This window comes from Ignavibacteria bacterium, from assembly GCA_017303675.1.
Classification (GTDB): Bacteria; Bacteroidota; Ignavibacteria; order Tepidaquicellales; family OLB5; genus OLB5.
On the sequence record JAFLBX010000002.1, the window covers coordinates 125,021 to 140,773 of the forward strand.

At 37.2% G+C, this 15,753-nt stretch carries 18 protein-coding genes; 10 read left to right on the plus strand and 8 right to left on the minus strand.

The annotated features are described in order from the left end of the window. Positions 1 to 61 precede the first annotated feature (61 nt). The 3 genes from J0M37_09750 (at position 62) to egtD (ending at position 2,574) form a co-directional block, all read left to right on the plus strand. On the plus strand, positions 62 to 739 hold the full coding sequence (locus tag J0M37_09750; protein ID MBN8585369.1) for a phosphatase PAP2 family protein: 678 nt from the start codon (positions 62 to 64) through the stop codon (positions 737 to 739). A gap of 31 nt (positions 740 to 770) precedes the next feature. Then, positions 771 to 1,478: a DUF2071 domain-containing protein gene (locus tag J0M37_09755; GenBank protein ID MBN8585370.1), complete on the plus strand. Its 708-nt coding sequence runs from the start codon at positions 771 to 773 to the stop codon at positions 1,476 to 1,478. Between the two features lie 97 nt (positions 1,479 to 1,575). Then, positions 1,576 to 2,574, plus strand: a complete 999-nt coding sequence (egtD, locus tag J0M37_09760; GenBank protein MBN8585371.1) for an L-histidine N(alpha)-methyltransferase — start codon at positions 1,576 to 1,578, stop codon at positions 2,572 to 2,574. Between the two features lie 60 nt (positions 2,575 to 2,634). Here egtD and egtB read toward each other — a convergent pair whose 3' ends face one another. Then, complete coding sequence (gene egtB, locus J0M37_09765) at positions 2,635 to 3,927, minus strand: ergothioneine biosynthesis protein EgtB (GenBank protein MBN8585372.1); 1,293 nt, start codon at positions 3,925 to 3,927, stop codon at positions 2,635 to 2,637. 227 nt (positions 3,928 to 4,154) lie between these two features. Between egtB and J0M37_09770 the strand changes: the two genes are divergently transcribed. From J0M37_09770 to J0M37_09795, 6 genes are all read left to right on the plus strand, one after another. Next, positions 4,155 to 4,883 (plus strand): ATP-binding cassette domain-containing protein, encoded by a 729-nt coding sequence (locus J0M37_09770; GenBank protein ID MBN8585373.1) that lies wholly within the window; start codon positions 4,155 to 4,157, stop codon positions 4,881 to 4,883. Then, positions 4,880 to 6,358 carry an ABC transporter permease subunit gene (locus J0M37_09775; GenBank protein ID MBN8585374.1) on the plus strand — a complete coding sequence of 493 codons (1,479 nt, stop codon included), beginning with the start codon at positions 4,880 to 4,882 and terminating at the stop codon, positions 6,356 to 6,358. Before J0M37_09770 ends, J0M37_09775 begins: the two co-directional genes overlap by 4 nt. Positions 6,359 to 6,361: 3 nt before the next feature. Continuing rightward, positions 6,362 to 6,685 (plus strand): hypothetical protein, encoded by a 324-nt coding sequence (locus J0M37_09780; protein MBN8585375.1) that lies wholly within the window; start codon positions 6,362 to 6,364, stop codon positions 6,683 to 6,685. Then, positions 6,682 to 7,152 (plus strand): NUDIX domain-containing protein, encoded by a 471-nt coding sequence (locus tag J0M37_09785; GenBank protein MBN8585376.1) that lies wholly within the window; start codon positions 6,682 to 6,684, stop codon positions 7,150 to 7,152. Before J0M37_09780 ends, J0M37_09785 begins: the two co-directional genes overlap by 4 nt. Positions 7,153 to 7,201: 49 nt before the next feature. After that, the gene (locus tag J0M37_09790) at positions 7,202 to 7,681 is read left to right on the plus strand and encodes a DNA-binding response regulator (GenBank protein MBN8585377.1); all 480 of its coding nucleotides are present in this window, start codon (positions 7,202 to 7,204) and stop codon (positions 7,679 to 7,681) included. 110 nt (positions 7,682 to 7,791) lie between these two features. Continuing rightward, positions 7,792 to 8,340, plus strand: a complete 549-nt coding sequence (locus tag J0M37_09795; protein MBN8585378.1) for a DUF4199 domain-containing protein — start codon at positions 7,792 to 7,794, stop codon at positions 8,338 to 8,340. A gap of 44 nt (positions 8,341 to 8,384) precedes the next feature. On the opposite strand, the gene J0M37_09800 is transcribed toward J0M37_09795, so the two are convergent. From J0M37_09800 to J0M37_09830, 7 genes are all read right to left on the minus strand, one after another. Further along, positions 8,385 to 9,029 (minus strand): NAD(P)H-binding protein, encoded by a 645-nt coding sequence (locus tag J0M37_09800; GenBank protein ID MBN8585379.1) that lies wholly within the window; start codon positions 9,027 to 9,029, stop codon positions 8,385 to 8,387. A gap of 127 nt (positions 9,030 to 9,156) precedes the next feature. Continuing rightward, entirely contained in the window at positions 9,157 to 9,666 is a 510-nt protein-coding gene (locus J0M37_09805) for an NADH-quinone oxidoreductase subunit B (protein ID MBN8585380.1), read from the minus strand. A 13-nt stretch (positions 9,667 to 9,679) separates the two neighbouring features. After that, positions 9,680 to 10,048, minus strand: a complete 369-nt coding sequence (gene ndhC / locus J0M37_09810) for an NADH-quinone oxidoreductase subunit A (GenBank protein MBN8585381.1) — start codon at positions 10,046 to 10,048, stop codon at positions 9,680 to 9,682. A 113-nt stretch (positions 10,049 to 10,161) separates the two neighbouring features. Further along, on the minus strand, positions 10,162 to 10,749 hold the full coding sequence (locus J0M37_09815; protein MBN8585382.1) for a hypothetical protein: 588 nt from the start codon (positions 10,747 to 10,749) through the stop codon (positions 10,162 to 10,164). Further along, a complete protein-coding gene (locus tag J0M37_09820) occupies positions 10,746 to 11,519 on the minus strand; it encodes a DUF695 domain-containing protein (GenBank protein ID MBN8585383.1) in 774 nt (257 codons plus the stop codon). Before J0M37_09820 ends, J0M37_09815 begins: the two co-directional genes overlap by 4 nt. An 8-nt stretch (positions 11,520 to 11,527) precedes the next feature. After that, positions 11,528 to 12,535 carry a T9SS type A sorting domain-containing protein gene (locus J0M37_09825; protein MBN8585384.1) on the minus strand — a complete coding sequence of 336 codons (1,008 nt, stop codon included), beginning with the start codon at positions 12,533 to 12,535 and terminating at the stop codon, positions 11,528 to 11,530. A 305-nt stretch (positions 12,536 to 12,840) separates the two neighbouring features. Further along, on the minus strand, positions 12,841 to 14,637 hold the full coding sequence (locus tag J0M37_09830; protein ID MBN8585385.1) for a long-chain fatty acid--CoA ligase: 1,797 nt from the start codon (positions 14,635 to 14,637) through the stop codon (positions 12,841 to 12,843). Positions 14,638 to 14,996: 359 nt separating this feature from the next. Here J0M37_09830 and J0M37_09835 point away from each other — a divergent pair, with 359 nt between their 5' ends. After that, positions 14,997 to 15,743, plus strand: a complete 747-nt coding sequence (locus J0M37_09835; GenBank protein MBN8585386.1) for a DUF481 domain-containing protein — start codon at positions 14,997 to 14,999, stop codon at positions 15,741 to 15,743. Positions 15,744 to 15,753 lie beyond the last annotated feature (10 nt).

Here is a 15,753-nt window from a genome sequence, read left to right on the forward strand (position 1 = left end):
ATTAATACATTCAAATATCCCTTAATAATTTATATAATTGCAGATTAAATAAAATTTCAGGATGAAGCAGCTTTTAAAAGGTGATCTGAAACATATAGGCACAGCATTTGTCAAGGTTTATCCTATGACCTTCAGGCGTATATTTATGCACTGGCAGATAACACTTTCAGCATTATTCGCCATAGTTTCAGCATTTTATCTTGATCCTGCAGTAAAAGATATCATTACGGGAATCAATAACAATATTGCCGATGCTGCTTTTGAATTCGGCAGGTGGTACGGCAACGGATTGCCTACACTTTACTTATTTATAGGGCTATATATTACAGGGCTTATCTTCCAGAAATATAAGCTGCGCGAAACCGGGATACTTATACTTGAAGCATACATATTTTCAGGGCTTATCACTTTGATCTTTAAATCGGCCTTTGGCAGGTTCCGCCCGTATACCAACAAAGGTGATTTCGCATTTTACGGATGGAACTGGTCTAACAATGATATGTTCTCATATATATCAGGTCATGCTGCAGTTTCATTCGCTCTTTCAACTATTTTAGCTTCAACAACAAATAATTATTACCTGAAATCTTTTTATTACCTGCTTGCAGTCATAACATGTTTCAGCAGGATCTATCATAACCAGCACTGGTTCAGTGATGTGCTTAGCGGTGCAATTTCAGCTTACCTGATAAGCCGGGTACTGGTGGCAATACATAAAGAGCCTGAATCTGATTTTTAATTATTAATAATTATATATATTTTTTAACAGAATGAACGAACCAAAATTATTTTTACGCGCAAGATGGCAGGACCTTATTCTGATAACATATGAAGTTGAACCGGAGCTTATTGCTGAACATATTCCACCCGGACTGGAGCCTGATACAATTAACGGCAAGGCTTTTGTCAGCCTTGTAGCATTTGACTTTCTGGAAACCAAAATTAAAGGTATTAAAGTGCCTTTCCATGTAAATTTCCCGGAAATAAACCTGCGTATATATGTTAAGAACAGTGAAAAAAGGGGCGTTGTATTTGTCAGGGAATTTGTCCCAAGAACAATTATTCCTTTGATAGCAAACACGCTTTATAATGAAAATTATAAAGCCATAACAATGTCAAGTGAAGTGCAGAAAAACGGAAAGATACTGCTTAACCATAAAATAAAGCTGCAGGGAAAATTTTATGAAATAAGCGCTGAAGCGGAAAATAAACCATACATGCCTGTTGAAGATTCAATTGAGCATTTTTTTAAAGAACATGAATGGGGTTTCGGAACCTCGAAGGATGGTTTGCCATTAATATACAGAGTAGAGCATCCGTTCTGGAATATATACCCCGTAATTAAATTTCATCATGATTTTGATTTCGAGGCTATTTACGGTAAAAAATGGTCTGTTCTTAATGGTAAACAGCCTTATAATATCACTTTTGCCGAAGGTTCCGCTGTTAAGGTTTTTGAAGGGCAATTGATGCAATAAAATAAGGCTAGGCAGGCATTTTTCTCAGCAATATTCAGAAAGCGGATTTTATATTAAATTGTTATATTGCAAAAAATAATATTCATCATAATAGAATATGCTATCCGGCTTAAAAAGAAAAAATATTAATGAGAGATTTGATCTTATAATTGCCAGTGAAAATGGTTCTCGCGCTGTATTCAGCGATGATATTATTTCCGGACTGCTTTCAAAGCCGAAATCGATACCGCCAAAATATTTTTATGATGATAAAGGCTCAGAGTTGTTTGAAAAGATTTGTGAAACTAAAGAATATTACGTAACCCGTACAGAAGCTTCCATACTAAAAAAATTTGCCGGTGAAATAGAGTGTTTAAATGCAGGTAAAAACCTTATTGTTGAGCTTGGAAGCGGAAGCTCAGTTAAAACACGATATATACTGAATTCTTTCATTAAAAACGGTGACCCAGTAACTTATGTGCCAATTGATGTTTCTGAGATTCTGATCAGCAGCGGAAATGAGCTGCTAAAGGATTTTGAAGGGCTTTGTGTAACCGGAATTATAGGTGAGTACGAACAGGCATTGGAAATAGTTTCAGAAAAATTTTCGCAGCCTAAAATGATCGTTTTTCTCGGCTCCAGCATAGGAAATTTTGACCTGAAACATGCCGGTGACTTCCTCGGTAAAATATCTGCCTGTATGGGCAGTGGTGATACATTACTTATAGGTTTTGACCTTGTAAAAGATGAAGATATCCTTAATGCTGCTTATAACGATAAAGAAGGTGTTACGGCGGAATTTAATCTTAATCTTTTAAGAAGAATAAACTGGGAGTTTGGCTCTGATATTGATATTAATAATTTTGAACACACAGCGTTTTTTAATCAGGCAAAAAGCAGGATCGAAATGCACTTAATATCTAAATGTGACCAGTCTTTCAGCTTAAATGGTTCTGGGAACATTTTAATTAAAAGGAATGAAACTATTCACACCGAAAATTCTTACAAATTCACAGATGAAATGATAAACGACCTTGCTTCTTCAGCGGGATTAAAAATCAAAAAATCATGGAAAGATAAAAACAACTATTTTGAGCTTTGTTTGATGGCAAGATGATTCAAATTGATAATTGTTAATTGTTCATTGTATATTGCCAATTGTTCATTGCTAATTGTTTTACCTATCCTTTGCACACCTGAAACCGCTGATAAGCCATCTTTCATGTGTTTTAAAAAAATTACGGTATGTATTACGGGTTGAGTCTTTTGGGGTGCCGAATGAACCCCCGCGCAATACTTTCTGGTTAGTGAACCATTTGTCATTATATTCAGCAAACCCTGATCTGAATCCCGGGTAAGCCACAAACTCCGATCCTGTCCACTCCCATGTTTCTCCAATCATACCATAGCAACCGTAAAAGCTCTTTCCTTTTTCATATGCAAAAACATCCGCCGGAGCCCAAATTCTTGATTCCAGCAAATTACATCTGAACTCATCAGGTGATTCATCACCCCATGGATAAAGCCTTTTAATGCCTTTCTCCTCATCCCAGCTCGCGGCTTTTTCCCATTCAGCTTCAGTAGGTAGCCTTTTACCAGCCCAGCGCGCATAAGCATCAGCCTCAAAATAGCTGATATTCGTAACAGGCTCATTCGGGAAGTTTTCAATGTATCTTTTACCTTTAAAATCACATTTAAACCAGCTTCCGTTATCATCACGCTCCCAGTATAACGGTGCTTCGATATTATTGTTATTAATCCAGTGCCAGCCTTCATCAAGCCAGAACTTAAAATTCTTATACCCGCCGTCATTTATGAAGTTCATATAGTCTTCGTTTGTTACAGCAGTGTTATCTATCAGGTAGTCATTCAGGTACACCTTATGCTGCGGCATTTCAATATCATATGCAAACTGGTCTTTCCATTTCAGTATATCAAAACCCAATTCATAAATGCCTCCCGGAATTTTAATCATTTCTTTTTTTTGTGTTACACCGTTTTGCTGCGGTACATTTTTAATGGTCTTTGGTACGTATTGTTCCTGCAAAAGATGCTGAAGGTCATAAACCAGCAGCTCCTGGTGCTGCCATTCATGATTAAAAGCTAACATGAAATCCTTCAGTACTTTAAGCTTTATTTCGGCTGATTCAAAAAATCGTGAAACCTCACGGTTTATATAATTCCAGTAAGCAATTGTATCCTTAACAGTAGGGCGAGAAATCGTTCCGCGCCTGCTTTTGTTGAATGGCTTGCCGAATGCCTGGTAATATGAATTTAAGTAATAGGAAAAATCTTTCTCATACGGTTTATAATCCCTGAAATACTTTTTTAATAGCTGGTCATAAAACCATGTAACATGACCAAGGTGCCATCGCGGTGGACTCATAAAGCTTTCTGTCTGCACAACATAATCTTCAATTTCAAGCGGCTCACAAAGCTCAATTGTCATCCTGCGCACCTTGCGAAACATCGAAAATATTTTATCGTTATCAACTCCGCTTAAGGAGTTTTCTATATCATTTAAATTCAGAACGCTGTTTTGATTTTCCATTTAAATCTTTTATTAGTAGTTTTACGGGAATTAATTTAAATATACCTGTAATTGCAGGAATTTAAAATTCATTTTTGTTATGTGTGTTAGTTATTAATTAAATAAATATTATTTATTAAAAGTTCTGATTAACTAAAGATAATTTATTGAGCCTCATTAAATTTGAAAATGTTTCACACTATTACGGGGGTACTGCAGCTGTAAAAGATCTTACTTTCGAGATCGAAGATCTTAAAATTACCGCCGTAATTGGTAAAAGCGGCAGCGGAAAATCAACACTGCTTCAGATAATAAACGGTCTGATAAAGCCCTCTTCCGGATATGTGACAGTTTTCGGCTCACGGCTTGATTATTCACAGATCAACAAAACACGCCTAAAGATAGGTTATTCAGTTCAGGGTACAGGACTTTTCCCTCACATGACAATCTACAATAACATTGCAATATTGGGAAAGATAACAAATGTATCCAAACATGATATAGAACGCAGGATCGATACATTGATGAGCATTGTGAACCTTCCGCCAAGCTTCAAAACCAAATATCCGTACCAGCTTTCAGGCGGCGAGCAGCAAAGAGCTGGAATTTGCCGGGCAATGCTACTTGAGCCGCCAATATTTCTTCTTGATGAGGCGTTTGCAGCGCTTGATCCTGAAACTAAAAATGAAATTCACAATGAGCTGCTTGATATGCAGAAGGCTGAGCCAAGGACAATAGTTATTGTTACCCATGACCTTAATGAGGCTGTTAAGCTTGCCGATAATATTATGTTCATGCAAAACGGCGAAATAAAACAATACGGCACGAAAAAAGAAGTGCTTAACAATCCCGCAAGTATATCAATTAAAGATTATATGGATACCCGTTCCCTATGAGATCATTACTAATTATAATATTTTTACTGGTAACTTCAGTTTCATCGCAAACTATAAGGGTTGGTTCAAAGCATTTTAATGAATCATACATCCTGGGAGAGATAATATCCCAGCTGCTGGAATCACACGGATATAAAGTGGAAAGAAAGTTCAATCTTGGCGGTACGCTTGTTTGTTTTGAATCACTCAAAAATAACCAGATAGATGTTTATCCTGAATATACCGGTACAATTAGTGAAGCCATCCTGAAGCTGGCAGATAAGCCTTCAGTATTTGAGCTTAATGAAACATTAAAAAAAGAGCACGGACTTGAAATATCAGGCAGCCTTGGATTCAATAATACTTACGCATTTGCAGTTAAAAAAAATACCGCAGAAAAATATAACCTTGTGAATATTTCAGACCTGAGACCTCACCAGCATATAAAAGCCGCTATGAGCTATGAGTTCATTAAAAGAAAGGACGGCTGGGAGTACCTTGCAGATGTTTACAATCTTGGCATTAAACCTACGGGTATTGACCACGGGCTTGCATACCAGTCACTGAATGAAGGAAAAATCGAGCTTACTGATGTTTATTCAACAGATGGTGAAATAAATAAATATGAACTGGTAATTTTAAAAGATGATAAAAATTTTTTCCCTACATATATGGGTGTCCCTTTCATGCGGCAGGCAATGGATAACAAAGCCAAAGAACTTTTAAGTGTTCTTGCGGGAACAATTAATGACAGCCTGATGCAGGCAATGAACTCAAAGGTACTTTATGAAAATAAAAGCTTCGGTGAAACCGCAAATGAATTTTTAACCGAAAGAAATTTGAGAGGCTCAGGTGCGGAATTTAAGCAGCAGTCATCTGCTGATGAAATTCTGCAAAAAACCCTTAGACACCTGCAAATAACGTTCATTTCTCTTTTGCTTGCTGTTTTAATTGCTCTGCCGCTGGGTGTTTTGCTCTCTGCAATGCCCTCTGCTGCACGGCCCGTGCTATATGTAACGGGACTCTTGCAGACAATTCCCTCTATAGCGCTGCTTGCTGTTATGATCCCGCTTTTTGGCATTGGTATTGTTCCGGCAGTAGCGGCTTTGTTCTTATACGCTCTATTGCCAATTCTTCGTAATACAACATCAGGCATTTATTCCGTTGACCCGGTTATAAAAAAAGTGGCAGCAGGAATGGGGATGACAACCTGGCAAAGATTGCATTATGTAGAAATACCAATGGCAATGCCTTCGATATTTGCGGGAATTAAAACCGCAGCAGTAATAAATATCGGAACAGCTACTCTTGCTGCTTTTATCGGCGCAGGCGGTCTTGGTGAGTTCATTGTAACCGGTTTGGCTTTAAATGATACTACCCTTATCTTAAAAGGCGCAATACCTGCGGCTTTACTTGCTATTGTTGTCGAATTTATGTTTGAAATTCTGGAACAGATATTAATACCTAAACATTTAAAACAAAAAACATCAAAGTAAAAAATGTCAGGAATCGAAATACTTGAACATAATTACCCGCTTTATATAGCTGCCTGGTTTGTTGCTACTGTTTTTATTCTGTGGTTCTTCAGGTTTATGACAAAAAAAATGCGCGATACCGATGACAGGCAGACAAAAAGTTCGCTCTTTACAATTACTATGTTCCTGGGTATTCCAATACTGCTTGTAATTGTGATAGGTCCATTATTCTTCCTGATAGGGGATAAAAACATGGAAACGGAGTACAGGTACCTGTGGATAGGACTTATAGGCGCATTCCTGTTATATTTTTTCTTTAAACAAAGAAATACAAACTCACAGCAATGATAGAAAGTGAAGATATAAGAGTATCCGCTAAAGCGATAATTATCAAAGATAATAAATTGCTTACTGCGAAAAAGGAAGATGAGAACGGATTCTTTTACACAATTCCCGGCGGTGGACAAAATCACAGTGAAAGTTTGGAACAGGCATTAATAAGAGAGTGTCATGAAGAAATTTCTGTTGGAGTTAAAATAAAAAGGCTGCTTTTTATCAGGGATTATATTGGAGCAAATCATGAATTCCCGGAGCATGCCCAAAGAAAAGTACACCAACTGGAAATAATGTTTGAAGCTGAGATCACCAATGGCAGCCCCAAAAACGGCAGTGAACCTGATAATGGACAGCTTGGAGTAGAATGGTTATCCCTGGAAATACTTGATAATTACAGATTGTATCCAAAAGCTCTGATAGATCACCTGAAAAATTTTAATAACATTAAAAATGCAATTTATCTTGGGGATGTTAATTAACCATTATATACATGCATAAATTGTTTCACAAGATTGAAAGTATTTAAATATGAAAACCGCATCAAGACCCGGTACCAAATATAAAGAATTTCTGATCTATGGTATTTCCATGGCATTGGTATTATTATTGCTAAAAATTCTGGAAGCTAATTTTATTGTTTATAATTACCGGCTGGATTTTTTTATCGGAGCTATAGCAATTGTTTTTACAGTCTTAGGGGTTTGGCTTGCTTTAAAGCTTGTAAAACCCAGGGTAGAAACCCATATCATTGAAAAGGAAATCTACATTGAAAACCCGGAAAATATTGAAATTAATGAAAAGGAAATTCAAAACCTGGGAATAAGCAAACGGGAGCTTGAAGTATTAAATTTAATGGCTAAGGGCTTAAGCAACGAAGAAATTGCTGACAAGTTATTTATAAGCCTTAATACTGTTAAAACCCATTCATCCAATATATTTTTAAAGCTTGATGTCAAAAGAAGAACTCAGGCTGTTGAAAAAGCTAAAAGATTAAAAATCATATATTAATGCTATCCAAATGAATAAAAATTCTTTATCCCTGCCAAAATCATACTAAAGTATGAACGGAAATTTGCTGAAGGATATTACTTTTGTGAGAAAAAAATCAGGAAAATTTTATGAAAAGAAATAGTTTGGTTTTTGGTCTTATTTCCGGGGTTATAATCAGTACTTTTATGGGAATTTCCATGGCAATTGTATCCTGCTCAGCAGGTGATGCTGATGGGGGACTCAGCAGCATGGTGATTGGCTTTAGCGCTATGGCTGTGGCATTTTCATTTATTTTTGTAGGCATAAAGAATTTCAGGGATAAAAAAAATGGCGGTACTATATCATTCAGCAAAGCATTTTTGCTTGGCTTTATGATCAGTTTCATCGCTTCTACTTTGTATGTTATTACATGGGGTGTTGAATTCCATTTCTTTCTTCCTGATTTTATTGATAAATACTCCGCTATGCAGATAAAAGAATTAAAGGAAAGCGGAATTACAGGAGCTGCTCTGGATGAGGGTATCAAAAAAATCGAAACAACAAATTACAACTACAAGAATAATATATTTTTCTTTGCTATGTATACTTACGCTGAGATTTTACCGGTAGGGATATTAATTACGCTTATCAGCTCGTTGATTCTACGAAGAAAAAAGCCTGAGCCTGAATTAAAATAACAAATTCAGACTAAAATACTTCATACTGTATTATACTTGGTGATTTAAAATTTTTTCAGCTCTTTAGTGGAAATACTCAGGCAGCCTTCTGAAGGATTTTCTGCGTAATGCAGAATTGCATTCAGCACATTGCTCAATTTAACAGGGTACAGGTTCTTTGCGGTTTTGGAAAAACCGGGAATGATCATAAACAGCCAATACAGTGGCAATATCAAATATGGCCAGTAATGCCCCGGACCCAGTACATACAATGGTTTTATAAAAACCGCATTCATTCCTGATCCAGAAATTATCTTTTCACCTGTTTTTCTAACTGAAATATATCCCTTCATTACAGGCGCAGGTTCAGCTACACTTAGATAGATAAATTGTTTTACACCCGCTGATCTTGCTGCTAGTACTGATTCTTTAACCGAAACAAGATCAATTTCATTGAATTCTTTTTCTTTGCCCGGGCCCGGATGAGCAACACCGATCAATTGTATAAATGTATCACAACCTTTCACATTATCTTTAAATGTATCGCTATTCAGCGCATCCCCATAAACAATATTGCATCCGTCCGGTATTTTCTTAGTTGAGCTTTTTCTCGTTAAAGCAGTTATACTAAATCCTTTTAATTTCAATAAAGGTATAAGCCTCGAGCCAATATAGCCTGTCCCTCCTGTAATGAAGATATTCTTATTCATACATTAATATAACTAAAATTTTATATTTTATATATTTTGTATTTAATCTGAAAGACAGCGGGAATTTCCGGGAAACAAAAAACCCGGCCATTAGCCGGGTTAAAAACAATTTAATTCCAAATTTTTATTAACTCATCATTTCTTTAACTGACTGGTCAAACAGCTTATGATGTGTTTTGCCTATTTTATCCTGTACCTGCATTAAACCCTGTATTAAAGCATCGGGTCTTGGGGGACAGCCAGCTACATAAACATCCACAGGAAGGAACTGGTCTATACCCTGTACAACGGAATAGCTTCTGTACATACCTCCTGAAGATGTGCAAGCGCCCATCGCTATACAGTATTTAGGTTCAGGCATCTGGTCCCAAATTTTTCTTACAACCCATGCCATTTTATATGTTACAGTTCCGGCTACTATCATTAAATCTGATTGCCTTGGTGAAAAACGGAATACTTCACTGCCAAACCTTGAAGCATCATACCTTGATGCGGCAAAAGCCATCATTTCAATGGCGCAGCAGCTTATACCCATTGGCATCGGCCATACGGCATTCTTGCGCGCCCAGCCTATTATATCACTGAGCTTTGTTGTAAAAAATCCTTCGTTCTGTAAACTTGAATTGATATCAGACATACTTACTTTTTAATTAATTCCATTTTAAAGCGCCTTTGCGCAGCATATAAAAGTATCCTATCAGCAGCAGTACAATAAATACCATCATTTCAACAAGCGCATAGGTTAACATTGCACCTTCAAAGCTTTTGAATGTAACTGCCCATGGATACATGAACACTATTTCAATATCAAACAAAATGAACAGCATTGCTGCCATATAATATTTAACAGAAAATTTAGAGTGCGCAGTTCCATAAGGCTCAACGCCGCTTTCGTAAGTCGAAAGCTTTTCGGCATTTGGCTTCTTGGGTCCTAATATTTTTGAAACTATAACATTTATGATGGCAAAAGCAACCGCTCCGCCCATCATTAACAATATTGGTATGTAACTTTCTAACATAATATGCAAAAATAGCAATTAAATAGTATTATTCAAACCATAAAAAGTATCCGGTAACAAAAAAGAACGCCAATTTATTGGCGTTCTTTGTCTATTTATCAATATGATATGTATTATTCGGTTTTATCGATTATCATTTTCATTTGTTTCTTCAGATTAGCGGATATAAGCTTATTTTTGCTTTCAATAATTAAATGTAAAGCCTGGTTGATTATTTTGTTCTTTTGAGGTGAATTTTGCTCTGCCTCACTAATTAATTTTTTAATCACATATTCTAAATGTTCTTCACTGTATTTATCCCATTTACTGCCTTTGATCCTGCTGTGCCCTATGAAAAAATCAACCGGCCATTCATTGTTAGCTTTTACAGCCCAGCTTTCTATATTATTTGCCAGATCTGTGTACAGGTTCATGAACAATTTATCATCAAACTCATCTTTAAAATTACTGCCTCTTTTAACCAGGTAATATCCTGTGATATCATCTTCATCAGAAATATTGTAAAGCATAAGCAGGCTTCCTGCGCGAAGTACACTGCCTGAGAGCACTTCAGGAACCATACTTTCAACAATTGCCGCAGTTTCTGAGGTAATATTTTCTTTAAAGCCGAATACAAAATATTTTTCACCCTGGAAAGAATAAATATCAATGGGCTTTCCATGGTTTAAAAATATGAATGGAAATTTTTGCTGTTTGCTCATTTGGATTTTTCTGTAATTATTTTTGTTTCCCAGCCGTCATAAAGTCCGTCATACTGTTCTGCCAGGTCATAAAGCTCTGCTGTATAATCAAGCACATCATGATAAGTTACAGGAAGCTTTTTTGTCAGCCTGACACTCAGCGGATATTCCTTATCATTATTATCTGTTCGGTCTGATGTAACCCTGTAGTCCAGTTTTATTGCTTCCTTTAAGAATTCATTTTTCCTGTTCTCTTTTTTAAAGTAGATATACTGATCTACATCGCGCGGCTCAGTTAGTTTATCTCCGTGTGACTTTAAATTCTCAACAACCCTCCTGTTCAGAATAGCCTGCATCTCGAAATTAGCAGGGTAGAGGTGCTTGAAATACTGGTCCCACTTGCTGTCCTCTTCAAAGTAAGTTTCATATTCATAATCTGCAAAATTCTTCATAACTGATCTCACAGTTTTTTTAATATCCTTATTGTTAGCAGCATAGTAGTAAAATATCCGTGCCCCGTCACAGGTTTCCCTGCCCGCAAATACTGCGCCATAAGGCTCGGTCACTGCTTCAGTAATCTTATCCTCAATGCTGAATAGTATTTCAGATTCTTCTTTTGATGAATAGCCGTTTTCCTGCGGGTCATTCATTGTAATTATTACAGTAAGCAGGTAATTTTTTTCTTTGATCGGGGCTATCTTATTCAATCCAAGGTCCAGGTACATTGATGCAGGGGAGCCGTCGAGCTCCGTGAAATAAAAATCCCAGTTGGGCTGATATTCTGTTTTCATAATTTTATTTATTTTATAACTGTCATCTTAATTGTTCTGCTGAATCCTTCTGCTCTAAGCCGAAGGAAATATATTCCTGTAGAATAATTTTCTGCGTTAAATGTTATTGAGTGGTTACCCTGTTTTTTAATTCCGCTGAATAATACCTCAGTTTCATTTCCTAATACATCATATACCGCTAAAGTCACATTGCCTTCCTTTGGCATTCCGTAATTTATTACGGTTACCGGGTTAAACGGATTGGGATAGTTCTGTTCCAGGTAATATTCCGCCGGTATTTCAGTTTGAGAGTGTATCCCGGTAGGCATTGTGTATGTGATTGAAAGCTTTGGTCTTTTTGGTATATCAGGTCTCTGCGGCTGCCTGAAATAAATATGAACATTTGGCGCATCAACCTGGAAGATAAACCCGTGATTGCTTTGAGGATCATTCACCCAGCCCTGTATTACCTGCAGGTCAAGCGGAATGTTGTAAGTAACCTCTCCGTTTGAAGGCATTATACTGCCATCGGGCGGTGAATAAAATAATTTTCCCGTTATAAAATCGGTTCCTTCACCTGTAGCTCCGGGTGAGCCCCATGGAGTTCCGGGCATTCGACGCTCCCAACCCACAGGAGCATTACCTACTCCTCCAACTGTATCAATAACCGTACCGGTCCAGTCAACTTTTAAATATCTCCCGATTACCCTCGAGCTTGGCACTTCCCACATCACATGTGTGAGTGTTAAACTTGCTGCAGTAACTACTGCACCTGCAGGAATATTAAGGTTATCAAAACGCAGCAGGGGAGAGATGTCATATCCAAATCCCGGCCTTCCGTGCAGCTTGCCTATACACCAGTCATTATTTCCGTCTGCAAATGTTGTCCCGTTATTTCCGCTTATTAAATTCAGGTCTGAAATATCAACGGACTTACAGCCGGTGTAACCGTTAACTCCCTGCTGAAATGTAACATTAACTGACTGAGCAAGTAAAGTATGAACTGAAGCAAAGATTATAACAATAAGTAATTTCATATTCATAATTATTTAATTATTTCAACAAAAATACTTAATGCCGTTAAGGCTAAACAAAGAATGATTAACTGGATTTATGGTGTTAAAATCAGGTAAATAAGGATTATTGGAATAAAAATAAATGTTAAGTGTATAAATATCAGTAATATAAACTAGGAAACATTTTTTTAGATTTTAAATTTTTTTATGAAAGGAAAAGATTTATTTATTGTTTTTGAATCAAACTGATAAGTATTACAGATTTGCTTAAAAATTTTATAAAAATAGCATGATCTAAGCTTTGTGGATGTTTTTAATTTTTCAGGTTATTTGTAAAAACTGTCGATCAGTATTTTATGCTTTTCTTCAATTACTTTTCGCTTTAGCTTAAGTGTTGGCGTAAGCTCTCCGCTTTCTATGGTAAACGCTTCATGAAGCAAAGCGAACTTGCGGACTCTTTCATATTTTGCAATATGTTTTTGGAGCACATCAATTTCTGATTCAAAAAAATTATGGATAACGTCATTATCTGTCAGCTCTGAAATTCTGCTGAAATTAATTCCGAGTTTTTTGGCAATTGATTCCAGCATATCAAAATCAGGCACTATGAGCGCAGTTACAAAATCCCTGTGATCAGAAGCGAACGATATCACCTGGCTGATATATTCACTTCGCTCAAGGTTCTCTTCAATGTGTGTTAACGAAATATATTTACCGCCTGCGGTTTTTATAAGTGTTTTTTTCCTGTCGGTTATTTTCAATACTCCATTTTCCATTGTTCCTATATCGCCGGTGTGCAGCCAGCCGTTGATTATCATATCCACAGTATCTTTTTCATTTTTAAAATAACCCTGCATAACATTATCACCCTGAACCAGTATCTCGCCGTCTTCGGCTATTTTTACTGTTACGTTTTCAAGCGGTGGACCCACAGTGCCGAATGTGTTATTATCAAGCCTGTTCACAGAGATTACAGGCGAAGCTTCTGTCATACCGTATCCCTGAAGGATCAATATACCTATGGAATCAAAGAACTCGGCAGTTTCTTTGCTTAAAGCTGAACCCCCGGAAATAAAAAATTTAATGGCTCCGCCGGTACGCTGCCTGATAACAGAAAATACTTTTTTATCTGCCAGCTTCCATAAAGCATTTTGTTTATCCTGCCTGTATTTTATTCCAAGCTTTAAAGCCCTTTTGGTAATTGTCCGTTTGATAAATGGCATCTGTTCAATTGATTTGCTGAGCCTGCCTTGAATCCTTGTGAACAGCATCGGCACAGCCAGCACTATTGTAGGTTTTACTTCAGCCATTTGCGCAGCCAGCGTATCGATATTCTTTGCATAATATATCTTTGCGCCTTTTGAAAGCGGTACATAATACCCGCCTGTTCTTTCATAAGTATGCGCAAGCGGCAGAAAAGAAAGGAATCTGTCTGAAGTCTCCACAGGGAAGGAATCTGTGCATTGTTTTACGTTCGCCAGAACATTCCTGTGGGTAAGGCATACACCTTTAGGTACACCTGTGGTTCCCGATGTATAAATGATCGTTAGCAGATCATCTGCGGACTGTTCACCTGCGCAGCTGGAAAAATATCCGTCAGCCAGCTTATCGCTGTAAGCTGTTCTTTCTTCCAGAAGCTCGCCGTAAATAAGCTCCTCGAAGCTTATGATATTTTCTGATGCATGGTCAGTTTTATTAAATGTGATTATTTTTTTCAGGTGAGGCAGCTCATTAAAAACGGCTGCAACTTTATCAGCCATCAGCTTGGTAGAAACAAAACACAGCCTGCTTTCAGAATGGTTGAGTATGAACCTTATCTGCTCTGAGGTCATTGTTGGATATACCGGCACAGTTACAACTCCCGAGGCAATACATGCAAAATCAGCAATAGCCCACTCAAACCTTGATTCGGAAATAATTGCTGCCTTATCCCCGTGCTTGAGTCCGTACGGAGCAATAGCTTTGGCAAGAAGGTAAACCAGCTCTTTTAATTTACTTCCTGAAATATTTTTATATTCGCTTTTATTTTCATTCGGGTCTTTCCAGTAAATTGCTCCTTCGTTGCCGTATCTTTTGCATACTTCAGTAAAAAACTCCGTAAAATTTTTATATCCAATTTCCATTAATCAGCTTTAATTGATTCCAAAATTACTAATAAAATGTATGAGATATTATTCATTTCTAAACGGAGCGTAATGAATTATATTCTGCGAGGAGCGTAAGCGACGAAGCAGTCTTATAATATTAAAATTATATTACCCCCAGGCCAAAGACAGATCAATTCTTCGCTCGCAAATTTTAATTTTAATTCCCCTCTTGAGAGGGGAGGGAGCAATTGCACCGCAGGTGCATTTGCGGAAGGGGTGTGTTAACATTTCCGGCAACAATCAACAATTTTTTTCCGCTTAAAACGATACTTTATTTATTGTAAATATTACCACAGACCGCTAAATTGCGCTCATTAATTATTCAGGAGGCAGAATTGAAAACAATACTAATAACTGTAATTTTATTTTCAGCGGTAAATTTATATTCCCAGGTTGTGAATATCGAATCACGCAGAATGAGGACCGATACTACAGGGTGGACCGGCTCTGCCGAAGGCAGCTTTCAGCTTTCAAAAGCTGTTGATGAAATTTACGATTTCGGGGCATTGCTGCATATGCAGTATAAAGGCAAAAACGATCTATGGCTTTTCCTCAATGAAGCAAGAATAATTAAAGGTGCAGGAACCCAGTTCATCAATGCAGGTTTCGCGCATATAAGATATAACCGCAAGGTGACAAAAGAGCTGCTCAGGTGGGAAGTGTTCGTGCAATACCAGTATAACAAAGCCCTTGAAGTAGGGCAAAGGGTGCTTGCCGGAACAGGTCCCCGTTTTAAGATCATTGAATCCGATATTTTCCGCGCATATGCCGCTGCGCTTTATATGTATGAATACCAGGAATCAGTTGATAAATCCATTATAGAGCGCAATCACCGGACCAGTAATTATCTATCGTTAACATTTGAGCTTAATAGATTTGAACTTAAAAATACAACATACTACCAGCCTAATATGAAAGAACTTCAGGATTACAGGATACTTTCCCAAACAGACCTGCTGATAAAGCTTACAGATAACCTGAAATTCAAAACAGGGTTTAATTACAGGTTCGATACCAGGCCCTTCCCGGGAGTACCTAAAACAACTTACTATTTAAGTAATGGCATAGTTTTTGAGTTTTAGATAGATTATT

What these genes read in the sequence shown, in the direction of transcription:
- J0M37_09825 (MBN8585384.1), bottom strand. Translation starts at nt 12,535, where the DNA reads ATGAAATTACTTATTGTTATAATCTTTGCTTCAGTTCATACTTTACTT.
- J0M37_09830 (MBN8585385.1), bottom strand. Translation starts at nt 14,637, where the DNA reads ATGGAAATTGGATATAAAAATTTTACGGAGTTTTTTACTGAAGTATGC.
- egtB (MBN8585372.1), bottom strand. Translation starts at nt 3,927, where the DNA reads ATGTTTCGCAAGGTGCGCAGGATGACAATTGAGCTTTGTGAGCCGCTT.
- ndhC (MBN8585381.1), bottom strand. Translation starts at nt 10,048, where the DNA reads ATGTTAGAAAGTTACATACCAATATTGTTAATGATGGGCGGAGCGGTT.
- egtD (MBN8585371.1), top strand. Translation starts at nt 1,576, where the DNA reads ATGCTATCCGGCTTAAAAAGAAAAAATATTAATGAGAGATTTGATCTT.
- J0M37_09805 (MBN8585380.1), bottom strand. Translation starts at nt 9,666, where the DNA reads ATGTCTGATATCAATTCAAGTTTACAGAACGAAGGATTTTTTACAACA.
- J0M37_09750 (MBN8585369.1), top strand. Translation starts at nt 62, where the DNA reads ATGAAGCAGCTTTTAAAAGGTGATCTGAAACATATAGGCACAGCATTT.
- J0M37_09790 (MBN8585377.1), top strand. Translation starts at nt 7,202, where the DNA reads ATGAAAACCGCATCAAGACCCGGTACCAAATATAAAGAATTTCTGATC.
- J0M37_09800 (MBN8585379.1), bottom strand. Translation starts at nt 9,029, where the DNA reads ATGAATAAGAATATCTTCATTACAGGAGGGACAGGCTATATTGGCTCG.
- J0M37_09755 (MBN8585370.1), top strand. Translation starts at nt 771, where the DNA reads ATGAACGAACCAAAATTATTTTTACGCGCAAGATGGCAGGACCTTATT.
- J0M37_09820 (MBN8585383.1), bottom strand. Translation starts at nt 11,519, where the DNA reads ATGAAAACAGAATATCAGCCCAACTGGGATTTTTATTTCACGGAGCTC.
- J0M37_09780 (MBN8585375.1), top strand. Translation starts at nt 6,362, where the DNA reads ATGTCAGGAATCGAAATACTTGAACATAATTACCCGCTTTATATAGCT.
- J0M37_09815 (MBN8585382.1), bottom strand. Translation starts at nt 10,749, where the DNA reads ATGAGCAAACAGCAAAAATTTCCATTCATATTTTTAAACCATGGAAAG.
- J0M37_09775 (MBN8585374.1), top strand. Translation starts at nt 4,880, where the DNA reads ATGAGATCATTACTAATTATAATATTTTTACTGGTAACTTCAGTTTCA.
- J0M37_09785 (MBN8585376.1), top strand. Translation starts at nt 6,682, where the DNA reads ATGATAGAAAGTGAAGATATAAGAGTATCCGCTAAAGCGATAATTATC.
- J0M37_09795 (MBN8585378.1), top strand. Translation starts at nt 7,792, where the DNA reads ATGAAAAGAAATAGTTTGGTTTTTGGTCTTATTTCCGGGGTTATAATC.